General features: G+C 70.7%; 15 protein-coding genes. 11 read left to right on the top strand and 4 right to left on the bottom strand.

Annotation, left to right across the window (positions count from 1 at the left end):
* Positions 1-17: 17 nt before the first annotated feature.
* Positions 18-1238: an MFS transporter gene (locus ACQP0N_RS03280; RefSeq protein ID WP_433117460.1), complete on the top strand. Its 1221-nt coding sequence runs from the start codon at positions 18-20 to the stop codon at positions 1236-1238.
* 140 nt (positions 1239-1378) lie between these two features.
* Here the strand turns inward: ACQP0N_RS03280 and ACQP0N_RS03275 are convergent, their stop codons facing one another.
* Positions 1379-2785, bottom strand: a complete 1407-nt coding sequence (locus ACQP0N_RS03275; RefSeq protein WP_355049070.1) for a glycoside hydrolase family 6 protein — start codon at positions 2783-2785, stop codon at positions 1379-1381.
* A 327-nt stretch (positions 2786-3112) separates the two neighbouring features.
* Here ACQP0N_RS03275 and ACQP0N_RS03270 point away from each other — a divergent pair, with 327 nt between their 5' ends.
* Entirely contained in the window at positions 3113-4021 is a 909-nt protein-coding gene (locus ACQP0N_RS03270) for an alpha/beta hydrolase family protein (RefSeq protein WP_433117457.1), read from the top strand.
* Positions 4022-4131: 110 nt separating this feature from the next.
* Here ACQP0N_RS03270 and ACQP0N_RS03265 read toward each other — a convergent pair whose 3' ends face one another.
* Positions 4132-5364 (bottom strand): hypothetical protein, encoded by a 1233-nt coding sequence (locus tag ACQP0N_RS03265; RefSeq protein WP_433117455.1) that lies wholly within the window; start codon positions 5362-5364, stop codon positions 4132-4134.
* Complete coding sequence (locus ACQP0N_RS03260) at positions 5351-5884, bottom strand: SigE family RNA polymerase sigma factor (RefSeq protein ID WP_433117453.1); 534 nt, start codon at positions 5882-5884, stop codon at positions 5351-5353. Before ACQP0N_RS03260 ends, ACQP0N_RS03265 begins: the two co-directional genes overlap by 14 nt.
* A gap of 208 nt (positions 5885-6092) precedes the next feature.
* On the opposite strand from ACQP0N_RS03260, the gene ACQP0N_RS03255 reads away from it, so the two are divergent.
* The gene (locus ACQP0N_RS03255) at positions 6093-7334 is read left to right on the top strand and encodes a PP2C family protein-serine/threonine phosphatase (protein WP_433117451.1); all 1242 of its coding nucleotides are present in this window, start codon (positions 6093-6095) and stop codon (positions 7332-7334) included.
* 8 nt (positions 7335-7342) lie between these two features.
* On the opposite strand, the gene ACQP0N_RS03250 is transcribed toward ACQP0N_RS03255, so the two are convergent.
* Entirely contained in the window at positions 7343-7681 is a 339-nt protein-coding gene (locus tag ACQP0N_RS03250; RefSeq protein ID WP_433117449.1) for an STAS domain-containing protein, read from the bottom strand.
* A 205-nt stretch (positions 7682-7886) separates the two neighbouring features.
* Between ACQP0N_RS03250 and ACQP0N_RS03245 the strand changes: the two genes are divergently transcribed.
* The 8 genes from ACQP0N_RS03245 (at position 7887) to ACQP0N_RS03210 (ending at position 17272) form a co-directional block, all read left to right on the top strand.
* A complete protein-coding gene (locus tag ACQP0N_RS03245) occupies positions 7887-8303 on the top strand; it encodes an ATP-binding protein (protein ID WP_433117447.1) in 417 nt (138 codons plus the stop codon).
* A 353-nt stretch (positions 8304-8656) separates the two neighbouring features.
* Complete coding sequence (locus tag ACQP0N_RS03240) at positions 8657-10027, top strand: ricin-type beta-trefoil lectin domain protein (RefSeq protein ID WP_433117445.1); 1371 nt, start codon at positions 8657-8659, stop codon at positions 10025-10027.
* A gap of 327 nt (positions 10028-10354) precedes the next feature.
* Complete coding sequence (locus ACQP0N_RS03235) at positions 10355-12808, top strand: ricin-type beta-trefoil lectin domain protein (RefSeq protein WP_433117443.1); 2454 nt, start codon at positions 10355-10357, stop codon at positions 12806-12808.
* Between the two features lie 193 nt (positions 12809-13001).
* Positions 13002-13433 (top strand): YbaB/EbfC family nucleoid-associated protein, encoded by a 432-nt coding sequence (locus ACQP0N_RS03230; protein WP_355049081.1) that lies wholly within the window; start codon positions 13002-13004, stop codon positions 13431-13433.
* Positions 13423-13746, top strand: a complete 324-nt coding sequence (locus tag ACQP0N_RS03225) for a hypothetical protein (protein ID WP_433117441.1) — start codon at positions 13423-13425, stop codon at positions 13744-13746. The genes ACQP0N_RS03230 and ACQP0N_RS03225 overlap by 11 nt, the downstream gene beginning before the upstream one ends.
* Positions 13743-15569 (top strand): hypothetical protein, encoded by a 1827-nt coding sequence (locus ACQP0N_RS03220; protein WP_433117439.1) that lies wholly within the window; start codon positions 13743-13745, stop codon positions 15567-15569. Before ACQP0N_RS03225 ends, ACQP0N_RS03220 begins: the two co-directional genes overlap by 4 nt.
* 28 nt (positions 15570-15597) lie before the next feature.
* On the top strand, positions 15598-15867 hold the full coding sequence (locus ACQP0N_RS03215; RefSeq protein ID WP_433117437.1) for a hypothetical protein: 270 nt from the start codon (positions 15598-15600) through the stop codon (positions 15865-15867).
* A gap of 112 nt (positions 15868-15979) precedes the next feature.
* Positions 15980-17272 carry a GAF domain-containing protein gene (locus ACQP0N_RS03210; RefSeq protein WP_433117435.1) on the top strand — a complete coding sequence of 431 codons (1293 nt, stop codon included), beginning with the start codon at positions 15980-15982 and terminating at the stop codon, positions 17270-17272.
* Positions 17273-17281 lie beyond the last annotated feature (9 nt).

Below are 17281 nucleotides of genomic sequence, written 5' to 3'. Positions count from 1 at the left end.
GGATTGGGAGGTAGCCGATGGCGCACCCTCGACGCGCGGTCCATGCCCTCGTCGCCTTGTCCGCCGCCACGTTCTGTTACGTCACCACCGAGGTTCTGCCGATCGGGTTGCTCACGCTGATCGCGCCAGACCTGGGACGCTCCAGGTCCGAGGCCGGCCTGCTGGTGACCGGGTACGCCGTCGTGGTCACGATCGTGGCCCTGCCGCTGACCCGGGTCACCCGGCGAGTGCCACGGCGTCCACTACTAGCCGGCACCCTGGGTGTCTTCGCCGCCGCGACGACGGTGTCGGCCTTCGCCGACTCCTACGAGGTGCTCCTCGCCGCGCGACTGGTGTCCGCCACCACCAACGGCGTCTTCTGGGCAGTGGTGTTTCCCGTAGCGATCTCGATGTTTCCGGCGAACGTTCGAGGGCGCGTCGTGGCTCGACTCTCGATCGGTAACGCGCTCGGGCCGGTCCTGGGCGTACCGCTGGGCACCTGGCTGGGCGGGGAGTTCGGGTGGCGGGCCGCCTTCGCCGCGATGGCCGTCCTCGGCTTCGCCATCTGCCTTGCGATCACCCTGCTCCTGCCGCGTGTCACACCGCGACAGAGTGCGGGAGACATCGGGTCGATGCCGGACCGTCGGCGCTTCGTCGTGCTCCTCGTCGCCACCATTTTCGCGGTCACCGGCGCCATGGGCGCCTTCACGTACATGACCGTCTTCCTCCTCGACGTGAGCGGATTCGCCACCGCGTCTCTCGGCGTCCTGCTCTTCGTTCAAGGCTCGTTCGGCGTCGTCGGCACCTGGGCGGTCGGTCGGGTTCTGGACCGGTTTCCGCTCGGTGTCGTGCTGGGCCTGCTCGGGCTCCTCACCGCCGCGATGCTCGGCCTCTACGGGATCGGCGCGAGCAAGGTGGCGGCGATCCCGTTGCTCGCCGTGGCGGGGATGTCGTTCAGTTCACTGATCGCGGGGATCCAGCACCGCATCATGCAGGTCGCCCCGTCGACCACCGACATGGCGTCGGCCAGCCTCAGCGTCGCGTTCAACGTCGGCCTCGCGGCGGGCTCGCTCATCGGAGCGGGCCTGCTCGCGACGGCCGGAGTGCGTGTCGTCCCGTTGTTCGGTGGCCTGCTGACGGCCGTCGCGTTGGCGTTGCTCGCCGGCCACGAGATGTCCCGTGGGCGAAGACGAGCGAACGGAACGGCCCGTCGCGATCCCGACCCGCGACCGATCGGACAGTCCGCAGCTCATGCTTGAGTCCCGGGCAGCGAGCCGCCGTACGGTGCCGATCGCTGAATCGTCGCTCCGCCGCTGGCCGGGTGCGGCCCCCGTACCCCCGATGGTGCCGGCCCGGCGCGGAGGTGGTCCTCCGCGCCGGGCCGTGACTTCGGTTGGGGTCAGGCGGCCGCGCAGCTGGCCGTCGCGCCCGGGCCGGTGCCGGTGCCCTGGAAGCCGAAGTTGGTCGACTGCCCGGCGCCCACGCGTCCGTTGTAGCTCACGTTGGTGTACCGGACGGTTCCGCTCGTGCCGCTGGCCTGCGCGTTCCAGACACCGGTGACCGCGGCGCCGCTGGGCAGCGTGATGGTCACCGTCCAGCCGTTGATGTCCGCGGAACCGGCGGTGACCGTCACGCTCGCCGTGAAGCCACCGGACCACTGGTTGAGCGCCACCGAAGCGGAGCAGCCGTTACCGGTCGGCGGCGGCGTGGTGGGCGGGGGCGTGGTGGGCGGCGGGGTCGTCGGCGGAGGCGTGGTCGGGGGCGGCGTGGTCGGCGGGGCGGACGTCGGCGGCGGGGTCGTCGGCGGGGCCGTCGTGGGCGGGTTGGGCACGCCGTTGGCCAGGCTGTAGGCCAGGTCGGGCTGGAACGAACCGGCGGTGTAGCGGCAGCCGTCCGCCTCGCCCGGAGGCTTCACCCAAAGGTACGCGTCGATGTTGCTGTCGCCGGTGTTCGTCGTCGGGTACATACCGATACGCCGGTCGGTGTTGTCGTCGCCGCACCAGTCTCCGCTGGCGCCACCGTTGCGGCTGGTGTCGATCACCTGGCGCTTGCCCGAGATGCCCATGCCGTTGAGGGAGGAGATCACCGCTCGACCGAAGTTGGCCTCGCTGGAGGTCGAGTTGTAGTTCGACACGTTGCTGAAGAAGCCGTCGGCGTACTGCACGCCGGCGGCCCGCAGCCGGTTGGCCGTCTCACCCGCGCTGTTCCAGGTGGAATGGCCGGCATCGAGGTAGACCTTGGCGTTGGGGTTGGCCGACTTCAGGGTGCGGGTGGCCGTCGAGATCGCCTGGCTGCGGGCGTTGATCTCGCTGCTGTTCAGGCAGGTCAGCAGGGCGAGCGAGTCGGTCTCCAGGATGATGATGACCGTCTGGTTGCCCAGTCCCCGCGAGAAGTTGGACACCCAGGTCTGGTACTGGTTGAGGTCCGGCGCCCCACCGGCGCTGGCCCCGCCGCAGTCCCGGTTGGGGATCTGGTAGATCGCGAGCACCGGGATCTGCTGCGCGGCGTTGGCGGCGCCCACGTACGCGGCGGCCTCGGATTGCGCCGTCGAGATGTTGAAGTTGGCGAACCAGCGGGCTTGCGGCTGGCTCGCGATCTTGTCGCGGATGACGGCGGCGCGCGAGTCACCGGGGTTTGCGGCGACCCAGCGTACGACCGCCGAACTCGGGTCGCGGTAGAGCGGCCCGGAGATCGTGCCGGCAGACGCGCTGCTGACGGCGAGGCATACGCCGGCGGCGGCAGCGCCCGCGACCGCGGCCACGCTGAGGGCCGTGGATCTGCGTCGCCGGAGGGAGAGGATAGCCACGTCGTGTTTCCTCCTGATCACATCGATGTATCTAAGTTCATGGGAGCGTTCCCATGAAGGTAGCGGAGGCGCGCGCCGCTGCCAAGGTGCGCGAAACTTCCGGTCGTACGACCACCGGCTCGCGTTCCTCGACGACACCCCGGCTATCATTCATAGCCTGATGGCTAGCGGTATTAGCCAAGGCGGTCAAGCGACTCACCGGCCAGGACCAGCGGCGGCAGCCGACCAGCCCCGCCTTGTTGGCGGAACATTGTTCCGCTACGGTTAACGGAACAGCGTTCCGCTAAATCACGGCAGACCGACCTCACGCAGAGGAAGCACCGCACCATGCATACCGAACAAGCCACACAGCGACTCGTCGCGATCAAGCCCATCCGAGTGCCCACCGAGGGACGCGGCATCGACCTACCGGTCAAGGTCACCGCGCCGGAGTCCGGCCGGGACCTCCCGCTGATCGTCTTCTCGCACGGCAACGCCTGGTCGATGGATGGCTACGAACCGCTCGTCGACCGCTGGGCGGCGGCCGGCTTCGTCGTCGTCCAGCCGACCCACCTCGACTCCCGGCGCAACGGCATCGGGTTCGACGACCCACGGTTCGGCACGATCTGGCGCGTACGGATCGCCGACCTGCACGCGGTCCTCGACAACCTCGGGGACATCCTCGACCAGGCGGGCCTGCGCGGCCGCGTCGACGAGGGGCGGGTAGCCGCCGTCGGGCACTCCTGGGGCGGCCAGACGGTCGGCACCCTCCTGGGCGCTCGCGTGCTTGACGCTGACGGCACACCGGGCGAGGACTTCTCGCACCACGCGGTCCGGGCCGGGGTCCTCATCGCGGCGACCGGCACCGGCGACAGCCTCACCCCGTTCGCGGCCGAGCACCTGCCATTCATGCGACCTGACTACTCCACCATGACCACGCAAACTCTCGTCATCACGGGTGGTGAGGACAAATCGGCGATGTCCACCCGCGGGCCGGACTGGTTCACCGATGCCTATCACCTGAGCCCCGCGCCCAAGAGCATGCTGACCATCGCCGAAGGTCAGCACACCCTCGGTGGCATCGCCGGTGAGAGTGTCGCCGAGACCACCGACGAGGACCCGGCGCGCGTGGCGCTCGTCGCCGACGCCGTCTCCGCGTACCTCCTGGATGTTCTCGGGCTCGACGGTGGCGCCTGGAAGGACCTCGGCGAGCGCGCGGCGAACAGCGACGGCGCGTACCGCGTCGAACACCGGTAGGAGTTGCCCAGCGCCGAGGCCCGGGACGCACCGAACGTCTGATACGAGTTGACCCCGGCGGTGACCGCATCCGGACGTGCGGTCACCGCCGGGGCGCGGCGGAACAACGGCTACGGACGAAGGGCCGTCGCGGCGGGGGTCCAGGTCGACTCGTTGCGGACGTCAGCCACCGTGATCCCCTTGGCGATCTTCTCCAGCTCGGCCCGGGGCAGCCGGGCACCGAGACCCGCGGAGCTGACCTGGAGGACCACCCTGCCGTCGGCGCTCCAGATGTTGCAGAAGCCGCCGTCGGCGTTCCGGCCGCTTGCTTCGGACGCGCCGTAGCACCTGGTGGCACCGGGCTCGGGCGACTGGTTCGAGCTGGTGTTCGGGGTGACGAAGATGTGGAACCCGTTCTCGATGCCGTCCTCGGCCGAGTCGTAGGGCGCGGTCAGACCCGAGGTGGGCGCGGCGGGCCTGGTGTACGTCGCCCCTCCGTAGTCACCCGCGCGGGCCGCCGCGATGCCGCTGAGGCCGGGCATGGCGTGCGTGCCGATCTGCAGCGGCTGGTAACCGGCCGGAACGTAGCCCACCGTGAACGGCACCAGGGCCGGCGTCGGCCGGCTGGGCTTCAGGCCCTCGACCAGGCCGCCCAGGTCCTCGAAGCTCGGCGTGGCCTCGTCCGTGGAGACCGACGTGACAACGGCCCAGGCGTTGTCGGTGTACTCCCAGGCGAACAGCTTGTTGCGCGTGTCCGGCTCGTTGCGCGGGTCGAGGCCGACCGGCAGGGTCGCCCGCAGGGCCTTGCGCCCCGCCACGGTGACGCTCGTGCCGCCCTTGATGCCGGTGGCGTCGAAGGCGCCCGGTCGGTAGACGGTCAGGTATGCCCACAGGTTCGGCTTGTCGTCGGCGGCCCCCTTCTTGCTCTCCATCTCGGTGCCGACGCCCGGGGGATCGGCCTCCTCCTCGCTTACCGGCCGGTCGTTCGAGTCGTGACCGTCGGAGTAGACGGAGGCGATCTGGTACGCGGTGGACGCGACGATCGGGTCCTGCACGTGCAGCGTGCCGGCGTCGTACCCGCTGAAGGTGAAGGTGAACGGCTCGGCGTCGGACCACGCAACCTGGCCAGGCGTGGACATCGTCACGCCGGCCGGGGCCGGCGTGGTCTTCTTCTCGGCGCTGAGGGCGGGCAGGACGAGCACGCCGGCGACCGCGACCGCGACCAGGCCCGCCGCGCCGGCCGACGCGAACCCCGCGCGGCGACGCCGCTCGGCCCGCCGCCCCAACGCGATGATGTCGTCGACGGTACGGGCCATCGGCGGCTCGTCGCTCGTCACCGTGTCCACCAGGTCACGCAACTGCATTGGTCCACTCCTCGATCGGCTTCCCGGTGAGATTGACGCGTTCGCCGGCGAGTGACTCGCGCAGCTTCGCCAGGCCCCGCGAGGCCTGGCTCTTGGCCGCGCCGACCGTGCAGTTGAGGACGCCCGCCGTGTCCTCCAGGCTCAGACCCAGGTAGTGCCGGAGCACGACCGCGGCCCGTTGCCGGGCCGGCACCGCGTCGAGCGCCACCCGCAGGCGCATCCGCTCGTCGGTCGCGGCGGCCGGATCCCGCACCACCACGTCCGGCATGGCGTCACCGGTCGGTCGCTCGCGCCGCCACGGCCGACGGGTCTCGTCGATCGCGGCCCGGTAGACCATGGTCTTGACGTACAGATCGGGTCGGTCCAGGTTGCGCCACCGCGGGTAGAGCTTGACCAGCGCGTTGGCGACGGCGTCCTCCGCCGTGTGCCAGTCGCCGCAGGTCACGTACGCCAGCTTGCGCAGTGACGCCATCTCTGACGTCACAAACTCGCGGAATGCCTGCTCGTCTTCGGCTTTCACGTCGACTGCCTCCTCGTGACGGAGGTAGAACGGAACCGGCGTACCGGGAAGTTGCATCGGCCGGACAAGTAGTTGTGTGATCACTCAGCGATGAATGCGCCCGACTGCCCCGACTCGGGCATGACGAGGTGGTGCGCTGGGCCTGAACGGCACCCCGAGGGCCGAGGCAGCACACCCGGCCCGGCGAGCGGTTGCTTATGCTCGACGGGTGGACGAGCGAGGGCAGGCGGTGCTGACCGGGGTGTTGCAGGCGGCCGAGGACGCCGCCCCGGTGGAGGCGGTCGAGGCGGTCACGGGCACCATCGCCGCAGCGCTGCACGCGTCAAGTGTCTCGCTGCTGATCGCAGACCTCAGCGGTCGCGCGCTGGTCCGGCTCACCCACCAACCGACCCCCGGCGGTCCCGGCCGTCGCCAGAACGAGGAGGCCGCCGAGGTCCTGCCGTTCGACGGCGGCCCCCGCGAGCAGGTCCTTCGTCAGCAGAGCACCCAGGTGCTCCCGGGCGACGGACGGTGGACTGTGCTGGCGCCGGTCACCGAACGCGGCGAGGCCATCGGCCTGTTGGAGATCGCCCTTCCGCAGGAGCCGGACGAGTCGGTGATCGCCCAGATCGCCCGGACCGCGCACGCGCTGGCGTTCGTGGTCATCGCCAACCGCCGGCACACCGACCTGTTCGAGTGGGGTCAACGCAGCAGCCCGTTCACCCTCTCCGCGGAGATCCAGCGGCGCCTGCTGCCCGCCGCGTTCACGTGCGAGGCCGGCGCCTTCGCGCTGTCCGGTTGGCTGGAACCGGCGGCCAGTGTCGGTGGGGACACCTTCGACTACAGCCTCGCCCGGGACCTGCTGCACGTCAGCGTCACCGACGCGATGGGGCACGGCGTGGCCAGCGCGCTGACCGCCACCCTCGGGGTGGGCAGCCTGCGGAACACCCGCCGTCGTGGCGACAGCCTCGTCGCGCAGGCCGACCAGGCCAGCCGGGCCGTCGCCGAGCACGCCAACGTGCCCGGCGCGTACGTGACCGCCGTACTCGGCCGGCTGGACCTGCGTACCGGTCGCTGCGAGCTTCTCAACGCCGGGCACGTCCCGCCGCTGCTGGTCCGGGGCGGCCGGGTCGCACCGGTGGAGCTGCCCAGCAACTTCCCGCTGGGCATGTTCCCCGAGGAGCGCTACCGCAGCGGGGAGACCTCCCTGCTCCCCGGCGACCGGCTGGTGATCGTCACCGACGGGATGCGCGAACGCAATGCCGCCGACCTGGACCTGGGTGCGGCGCTGCTCGAGATCGCCCACCTGCACCCGCGCGAGGCGGTCCGGGCGCTCTCGGACAAGGTGCTGGCGACGGCCGGCCCGGTGCTGGCCGACGACGCGACCCTGCTCATCATCGACTGGTACGAGGGCCACGGGCCACGCCGTACCGCCGCCGGCGCTGACATCGCCCGCGCCAGCACCCACTGAAGCGACGCTCAGGACGCCGCCGGGGACGCCTCCTCGGCGTCCTGCACGGTGTCGAAGGATTCGATGACCCGATCCACCGACGTGATCGACAGCACCTTGCGTACCGACGGCTGGACTCCGGCAAGGCCGAGCCAGCCGTCCCGCGCCCGCATCGCCTTGTAGGCGATCACGAGTGCGCCCAGGCCGCTGGAGTCCATGAACCCGACGGCAGCGAGGTCGACCACCACCACCCGGGCGCCGCTCTCGACCGCCTCCAGCAGCCCTTCCCGCAGACGCGGCGTGGTGCTCATGTCCAGATCGCCGGCGACCTCCACCACCGTGCCGACCCGCCCTCGCCGGGTTGCCAACGCGAAATCCACCACTCCCCCTCACGTGCGCTGCGCCGACCCGCTGTGCGGTGCCTGCTCGCCCCCTACCGTGCCAGATGCCGACACCGACCGCCTTCCGAAGGTTCCCGATCCATCGTGGCGGCACGGGTATCGGGGCACCCGGCCGTGGGTATGACAGGGTGATCCGGGCTGGCGACGCACGGGTCTGGGAGGGGGCTGAGCGATGCGGGTGGGCATGATGGTGTCGCTCCCGCGCCAGCCGTCGGCGGTGGCCCGAGCCCGGCACATACTCGCCACCCTGCTGAGCCTGACCGACATCGGCGATGACGTTCGCGCCAACCTGGCGGTCCTGATCAGCGAGGCGTGCTCGAACGCGGTGATCCACGCCGATCCCAGCAGCGCCGTCGACCTCACGATCAGCATCGACGACGACGTCTGTGTCATCGAGGTCGGCAACCGGGGCAGCACCCCGGACGCCGCCAAGCTCGACGCCGACCTTCCCGCGCCGCTGACCATCGGCGGCCGTGGACTACCGCTGATCGCCGCGCTCTCCGACGCGGCCACCTTCGTCGACGGACCACCGGACCAGGTGCTGCTGCGCATCACCAAGAACCTCAGCGAGGTACGAGCAGCGCCGTAGCGCCGGCCCCTCGCGTCGGGCCGCAACCCACTCGACACAGCATTGACATATTTCACTGCCAGTTCTAGCGTCGGGGCCGAATCGATTCGGCCGTGGACCGGTTGCTCCGATCGACGGCCGGGCGTGGCGTTCGGGCGTACGACGTGGCCACCGACGATTCGACGACCCTCTGGTCCCGCTTGGGCGGCGGTACCAGCGGTGCAGACCCGTGACGACGAGCCGGTCGGTCCGTGGGCACACCGCATCGGGGTTTCGTCCGCGCCGAGCGGCGTCGGCAGCGGTGAGCGGTGGCGTGTCGTGGTCGCCGTGGATCCCCTCACCTATCACTTCGTGCCGATTGGCGGGAGCCCATCATGACAGGACGTAGACCCATCCTCGGTTCTCTTGCGACGGCGGCGCTCGTCGTCGCGACCGTGGGTGCGGCGATAGTGACCGGTGGAGTGAGCACCACCGCGTCGGCCGCGAACGTCGCAGCGGCCGCAGGAACCGCCGGGTGCGGTAAGGCGCCCACGCTCACCAGCGGTCAACGATCCATCCAGAGCAGCGGTCAGAACCGTAGCTTCATCCTGCGGATCCCTGACAACTACGACCGGAACCACCCGTACCGGCTGATCTTCGGATTCCACTGGAACGGCGGCACCATGAACGACGTCGACGGTGGCGGGTCGGACGGTGCGGCCTGGTCCTACTACGGCCTGCGCCAGCAGGCCAACAACAGCACCATCTTCGTCGCCCCCCAGGGCAACGGGAACGGCTGGGCCAACCCCGGCGGCCAGGACGTCACCTTCGTCGACAACATGATCAGCCTGATCGAGGCCGACCTCTGCGTCGACACGTCGCAGCTCTTCGCGCTCGGCTTCAGCTACGGCGGAGGCATGAGCTACTCGCTGGCCTGCTCCCGCGCCACCGTCTTCCGCGCCGTCGCGGTCTACTCCGGCGGCCAGCTCAGCGGTTGCGGCGGCGGCACCCAGCCGATCGCGTACATGGGCATCCACGGCATCGGGGACCCGGTGCTCAACATCTCCGCCGGGCGGTCCCTGCGGGACACGTTCGTACGGAACAACGGATGCACGGCACAGAGCCCACCCGAGCCGAGAGCGGGCAGCCTGACCCACATCACCACCACGTACTCCGGCTGCCGGTCCGGCTATCCCGTGGTCTGGGCCGCCTTCGACGGCGGGCACACCCCCGGCCCGGTGGACGGCGGCGGGGACAGCGGCGCGCGGACCTGGACCAAGGGCGAGGTGTGGCGGTTCTTCACGCAGTTCAGCAGCACCGACCCGACGCCGAGCCCGACCGTGTCGCCCACCGGCAATCCGACCACCCCGCCACCGAGCAGCACGTCGGCGGTGCGCAACACCGCCTCCGGCCGCTGCCTGGACGTCAACGGCGCCTCGCAGGCGAACGGCTCGGCGGCGATCATCTGGGACTGCCACGGCCAGAGCAACCAGAGCTGGACCTCGACGGCGGCGCAGGAACTGCGGGTGTTCGGCGGCAAGTGTCTCGACGTCAACGGCGCTGCCACGGCGAACGGCAGCTCGGTGATCATCTGGGACTGCAACGGCCAGTCCAACCAGCGGTGGCGGTTCAACTCCGACGGCTCGATCACCGGGGTCGGGTCCGGTCGGTGCCTCGCCCTGGTCAACAACGGGACCGCCAACGGCACGCGTGCCGAGATCCGGGACTGCAACGGCGCCGCCAACCAGCGGTGGACCCGAAGCTGAGCCCGACGGTCGAGCGACGGTAGGACCGTGGTGCTGCCGCACCACGGTCCGGCTCGGCGGCGGAACCGTCCGGCTCCGCCGCCGAGTCACCCCGGCACGGCATCAACAGACGGCATTCATCGAATCTTTCTCTGCTGCCACTCGAAGTCCGTCGATGCAAATGGCGGCAATTGGGCGCGCTCGTGGCATTGACCGTCGATCTATGCGGTGCTTAACATATGACGTCTACTCATCAACGATCTTCGATCATCGGCCCCAGTGCCTTGCGACAGCCCGACAACCTGCCGTACGGCTTCGGGCGTCGGGACGGTCCGGGAGGCGAATCAGATGTTCGGTAGAGAGAGTCGGCGGCGCGGTGCTGGCGAGGCGGCACGACGCCGGTCATGGCGACACACGCGACGACCACGTCGGTTAACGGCCGCACTGGTGGGGGCGCTCGTCGGGGCGGCAGCCGTACTGACGGCCGTCGCCTCCCCCGCTCAGGCCGCGACCGCCATCACGGTCAACGGCGGATCCGGTGGAAGGGCGCTCGACGGGATCGGCGCGGTCAGCGGCGGCGGTGGCAACAGCCGGCTGCTGATCGACTACCCGGAACCGCAGCGCAGCGACATCCTGGACTACCTGTTCAAGCCGGGCCGTGGCGCGGCGATGCAGCTGTTGAAGACCGAGATCGGCGGCGACACCAACTCGACCTCCGGCGCCGAGCCCAGCCACGAGCACACCCGGGGCAGCATCAACTGCAACCGGGGCTACGAGTGGTGGCTCATGGAGCAGGCGCGGACGCGCAACCCCAACATCGCCCTGGCGGGCCTGGCGTGGGGAGCACCGGGCTGGATCGGCAACGGCAACTTCTGGTCCAACGACTCGATCGAGTACCTGGTCGCCTGGCTGGATTGCGCGGGCACCCACGGGTTGACCATCAACTACCTCGGTGGGTGGAACGAGAAGGGCTACAACGCCACCTGGTACAAGAACCTCCGCTCGACCCTCAACTCCCGTGGCTACAGCAACGTCAAGATCGTGGCCTCGGACGACTTCGGCTGGGGCGCCGCCGACGAGTCGCTGCGCGACCCGGCCTTCGCCAACGCCGTACAGGTCTTCGGCAGCCACTACGTCTGCGGTTACCGCAGCGCCCAGAGCAGCTGCCCCAGCTCGAACAACGCGATCTCCACGGGCAAGGCGCTCTGGGCCAGCGAGAACGGCTCCGACGACTACAACGCCGGAGCGCAGGCGCTCGCCCGGGGCATCAACCGTGGCTACATCGACGGCAAGATGACCGGCTACATCAACTGGCCCGCCATCGCCGCCATCACCCCCAACATCCCGTGGGCGACCACGGGCGTGGCGGTGGCCCAGCAGCCCTGGTCCGGCGCGTACTCGATCGGCAAGAGCACGTGGGTGATGGCGCAGACCACGCAGTTCACCGCACCGGGCTGGCGCTACCTCGACGGATCGAGCGGCTACCTCGGCGGCAACCGCAACAACGGCAGCTACGTGTCGCTCAAGTCCACCAACAACAGCGACTACAGCACCATCATCGAGACGATGGACGCCGGATCGGCGCAGACCCTCGACTTCACCGTCACCGGCGGACTGTCCACCGGCACCGTCCACGTCTGGTCGACGAACGTCAGGTCGAACAACACCGCCGACCACTTCGTCCGGGGCAGCGACCTCACGCCGAGCGGCGGCCGCTTCTCGCTCACCGTCCAGCCCGGCTACGTCTACAGCATCACCACCACCAGCGGGCAGGGCAAGAGCACGGCGACCAGCCCGGCGCAGGGCACCCTGAAGCTGCCGTACAGCGACACGTTCGACAGCTACGACGTCGGGCGTGAGGCCAAGTACCTCATGGACCAGCAGGGTTCGTTCGAGATCGCCACCTGCGGGGGCGGCCACTCGGGTCGGTGCGTCCGTCAGATGTCGGAGCAGACGCCAATCTTCTGGACGTCCGGCCAGGCCGAGCCGTACACGCTGTTGGGTGACCTGAGCTGGCGCAACTACACGCTCTCCTCCGACGTCATGCTGGAGAAGTCCGGCTACGCGCAGCTCATCGGGCGGGCGAACACGTACAACCACCAGGGGCCGCAGAACCTCAACGGCTACTACTTCCGGGTTACCGACGGTGGCGCGTGGTCGATCCGGAGCAACAACACCAGCGGCAACTGGCGCACGCTGGCCAGCGGGAACACCTCGGCGCTGGGCACCGGGCGCTGGCACACCCTGGCGTTGACGCTCAACGGCAGCACCCTCACGGCGAGCATCGACGGCACCACCGTCGGCACGGTCTCCGACTCGACCTGGGTCGCCGGTCAGATCGGGTACGGCACGGGTCAGGGAGTCAGCGCCCAATTCGACAACCTCTCCGTCACGCCGGTGGGCAACTCCGGTGAGCCGGGTGCGACCGGGACGATCCGGGGCGCGGGCTCGAACCGGTGCCTGGACGTCAACGGCCAGAGCCAGGCCGACGGCGCGGTCGTGCAGATCTGGGACTGCAACAGCGGCGCCAACCAGCAGTGGACGCTCACCAGCAGCAACCAGCTCACCGTCTACGGCAACAAGTGCCTCGACGTGGCCAGCAGCTCGACGGGGAGCCGCGCGCGGATCATGACCTGCAACGGCGGCGGCGGTCAGCAGTGGCGCGTCAACGGCGACGGCACGATCACCGGCGTCGCCTCGGGGCTCTGCCTGGACGTCAACGGCGCGGGCACGGCCAACGGCACCGCCGTGCAGATCTGGACGTGCACCGGCGGCAGCAACCAGCAGTGGATCCGCGGCTGAGCGGGTAGCGGGTCCACGCCCGACCCGTCCCCTCGAGCGATGGCTCCCGGCCGCTCACCCGAGCGGCCGGGAGTCGCCGTTCGGGCGGCCGGCGCGGGCTCCACGTCGGAGGGTGAGGGCGTATCGTGTGCTGGCTGCGCCGCCTCGGGCCCATCCCGGGTGCGGCCGGCGGTGGTCACCCGGGGGAGGTCTGATGGCGCAGTTCCCGAACGCGGACTTCGGCGCGGCGACCGAAGAATTCGTCGCTTCCTGGGCGGCGGGCATCTCCGAGCGGGCCGCCCGCGCGCACGAGTTGTCGGAGCGCGTGGCGGCGATGTCGGCGACCGCCGAGGGCGCGGACGGCGCGGTCCAGGTCACCGTCGCCGCTTCCGGCGCCATGACCGACCTGCGGCTCGACGACCGGGTGCTGCGCTGGCGGGCGGACGAGATCGCCGCCGAGGTGCTGGCCGTGATGCGCCGGGCCCAGGGCGGGTTGGCGCCACAGGTGGCCGAGGCGGCCGCCGAGACCGTGGGCGCCGACTCCGAGACCGCCCGCGCCGTCGTGGGCAGCTACGAGTCGCGCTTCCCGGAGGTGCCCGAGGAGGACGAGCAGGGGTACGGCCGGTGGGGTGACCGTGGGCGCTGAGGCAGCCGGCTTCGAGGTCACCACGGCGGCGGTGACCACGCACGCCCGTTCCGTCGACCGGATCTCCACGGGGATCGGCGTCGCACACGACGCGGCGGCGTACGTACGGATGGGCGCCGGCGCGTACGGGCACCTGCCCGTCTGCCAGGCGCTCCCCTTCCTGCTGGACTTCCTCCAGGGCCCGGCCACCGAGGCGCTCGCGGCGGCGCAGGAGGCGTTGCACAGCGCGGCCGGGGCGCTCGACGAGACGGTGGACGCCTACCACGACACCGACGCGACGATCTCCGCCTCCCTCGGGCGGATGCACCGGTGAGCACCGACGTGGCGAACCCGCTGATCGCCGCCCGACAGGACACCACCACCTCGTACAGCGGCCTCGGTCTCGTCGAGAGCCTGGTCGACCTGCGCAACGGCATCGAGAGCGGCTCCTGGGTCGACCTGACCATCGGCGGCTTCGGTACGTCGATGGAGGTGCTGGCGACCTGCGTCGACCCGATCGGGTCGATCGTCTCGTGGGGCGTGGCCTGGCTCATCGAGCACGTCAAGCCGCTCTCCGACGCCCTCGACTGGCTGGCCGGCGACCCGGACCAGATCACCGCGTACGCGCAGACGTGGCACAACGTCTCCCGGCAGGTCAGTGACCAGGCCCTCGCCCTGTCCGAGGCCGTCCGCACCGAGATCGCCACCTGGACGGGCCCCGCGTCCGAGGCGTACCGCCGCTACAGCGACCAGCACCTGCGTCACCTCGCCGGCCTGGCGGACGCCACCGATCTGATCGGCACCGTCGTCGAGGGCGCGGGCCTGCTGGTGGCGCTGGTCCGGGAACTGGTCCGGGACCTCATCGCCGACTTCGTCTCGGTCCTCGCCGTCCGGCTGTGGGTGTGGCTCGCCGAGGCCGGCCTGACCCTGGGCACGGCCACTCCCCTGGTCGCCGCGCAGGTCTCCTCGCTCGTCGCCAAGTGGGCCGCCAAGGTCTCCGGGCTCCTCACGGCGCTGGCCCGCAGCGTCAGCCGTCTGCGGCCGATCCTCTCCAAGCTCGGCGAACTACTCGACGCTCTGCGCACGGCGTTGCGGGGCCTGCGGCGTACCCCGGGCGGGTCGCGCTCCACCGACATGCCGGCCCCCGGTCCGGGCGCGCGCGGCTACACCGACCCGGCGGGCGGCGGCCAGCCGCCGCCGTGGGCCCGGCAGGACGACTGGCCACCGGACGTCGATCGCGAGCCAGGGCCAGCCGGTGGTGGGCCCGGCGGCGGCGGACCAGGCGGGAGCGGACCCGGCGGTGGTGGGCCCGGCGGCAGCGGGCCGGGCCACGACGGTGGCACGTCGCACGACGGTGGCACGTCGCACGGTGGTGAAGAGCCGACGGACCCCGACGGGAGTGCCGCACCGGACTCCGCCTCCAACGCCGATCCGCTGATGCCCGATCATGCGAGCGAGGCCGAGTTGCGGCTGCTCGGCAGGGAGGTGCACAGCATGACCGAACTCGACCCCGGCGGACACGTCAACGACGCGTACGACGTCACGTTCACCGACGGCACGCACGGCGTCTACAAGCCGAACGTGCCGGAGAACGAGTTCGTCCAGGTGCGTTCCACCATCCCGGAGAACGAGTTGGCCGCGCGTGAGGTCGCCGCCTCGCGCCTGGACGAGGATCTGGGCTTCGGCCTGGTGCCGACGACGGCGCGCTGGGACGGACCGCACGGGGCCGGGTCGATGCAGGAGTTCGTGGAGAACGCGAGCCCGGGCCGCCCCACCAACTCCTATTCGGCCGCCGAGGGCGAGCGGATGGCGGTCCTCGACTACATCAGCGGAAACACCGACCGGCACATGGGTAACTACCTGACCGGGCCCGACGGTCGCCTGGTCGCGATCGACCACGGTTACTCGTTCCCCGAGTCGAACGCCGAGCCGTTGCGCTCGGACTTCGTGACACAGCAGATGAACCGGCCGTTGAGCCCGGAGACGATGGCCCGGCTCCAGGACACCGACCCGGCGGTGCTGGCCGACCGGCTGCGCGGCACCGGCCTGAGTGAGCAGGCGTTGTCCGGTGCGATGGACCGCTTCAACGAGATCCGTGCCCGGGGCACGATCACGGGCGAGGCGTGGAACGCCTTCCGCCCGCCGAGCCCGTGGTGAGTGAGCCGTGGTGAACCAGGAGGCAGGCATGACCGAGCAGGCGGCGACCAGGGTGGCGCTGTACACGTTCGCCCAGCACACCAATCGTCGGGTGGCCGAGTTCAACTGGCAGCCCGGCCAACCGGTGTCGCTGACCATTCTCGATCCGGAGTGGGGTGCAGTCGCACAGGACTTCTACGACAACGGCGTGCCGGCCGGCGCACAGCGGGTGTCGCCGGAGGCCGGCCCGGAGTTCATGCGCGCGCTGCTGCAACGGTTCCGCATGAGCTACTACAAGTTCGTGGACGAGAGCGACTGATCCGCGCCCTGCCCGGCGGCTTCGCGGCCCTCTTCGTATCCTGGCCAGGGTGAGCGGACCGCGATCCAGCGGTGCAGCGACGGAAGCCGTACCGGAGAGAGGCGACCACAGTATGACGGCGGTACCGAACCAGCGGGCGACCGCCGTACGGTCCTCGGACGCCGGACAGGTGGCGCAGGAGGATCTGCGGACGCTGTTCGGGCAGTCCATCGCGGTGTTCGCGTCCCTGGTGGGGCCGACGCACCTGGTGGAGGCGGCGAACCCGGCGTTCTTCGCCGCCATCGGTTCGGAACGCGCGCGCACCGGGATCACGGTCGCCGAGCTGCTGCCCGAGTTGGCCGGTCAGGGCTTCCTCGACCTGCTGGACGAGGTCTACCGCACGGGCGAGCCGTACACCGGCCGGGACGCGCGGATCGTGCTGGGTGTCGGGCCGCACGCGCGGGAGGCGTTCTTCGACTTCACCTACGAGCCGCGCCGCGACGCCGACGGCACGGTGACCGGCATCCGCGTGATCGGCGTGGAGATCACCCAGGTCAAGCACGCCCAGCGGTTGATGGCCGAGCACCGCGCGCTGCTGGAGCAGATCGCCCGTCAGGCGCCGCTGACCGAGGTGCTGGACGGGATGGCCCGCTGCATCGAGGATCTGACGCCCGAGCAGGTGCTCGTCTCCGTGCTGCTCGCCGACGAGGACGGCCGGCACCTGCGCCACGGGGCCGCGCCGAGCCTGCCCGAGTTCTACAACCAGGCCATCGACGGGATCGCCACCGGCGAGGGTGTCGGCTCGTGCGGCACCGCCGCGTACCGGCGGGAGCCGGTCATCGTCACCGACATCGACACCGACCCCTTCTGGGCGGACTTCCGGGATCTGGCCGGGCGCGCCGGCCTCGCCGCCTGCTGGTCGATGCCGATCCTGGCCCGCGACGGCGGCCTGTTGGGCACCTTCGCCATGTACCACCGCACGCCGCGCGTACCGCAGGACACGGACCTGGCCCTGGCCCGGGTCTTCGCCGACACCGCGGCCCTGGCCATCGAGCGTCACCACGTCGAGCAGGCGAAGACGGCCGCCGAGGCGCGCGCCAGGGCAGCCCACGAGGAGCTGGCCAGGGCGGTACGCGCGGAGCGGCAGTTGCGCGCCGAGGCGGAGCAGCGAGCGGCGGCCGCCGCCGAGCTCACCGAGCGGATGCGTAACGCCGCGGCCGCCCAGGCCGCCCGACCGCATCCGGAGCACTGCCAGCTCGGCGGGGTCCAGGGCTGCTCCGCACCCGCCCGGATCAAGATCGCCGATTCGTGGGGCGACTCGGCCTGGGGCTGCGACACGCACGTCGAGGAGGCCATCCTCAACGTGCGGTCGGTGTTCATCGCCAGCGAGGAGCTCGGCGGCCTCGCCGCGTACGTCAACCGCTGACCGCCCCGG

The sequence above is a fragment of the Micromonospora sp. CA-246542 genome, from assembly GCF_050942905.1.
Lineage (GTDB): Bacteria > Actinomycetota > Actinomycetes > Mycobacteriales > Micromonosporaceae > Micromonospora.
This window is presented reverse-complemented; position numbering and strand designations above follow the sequence as displayed.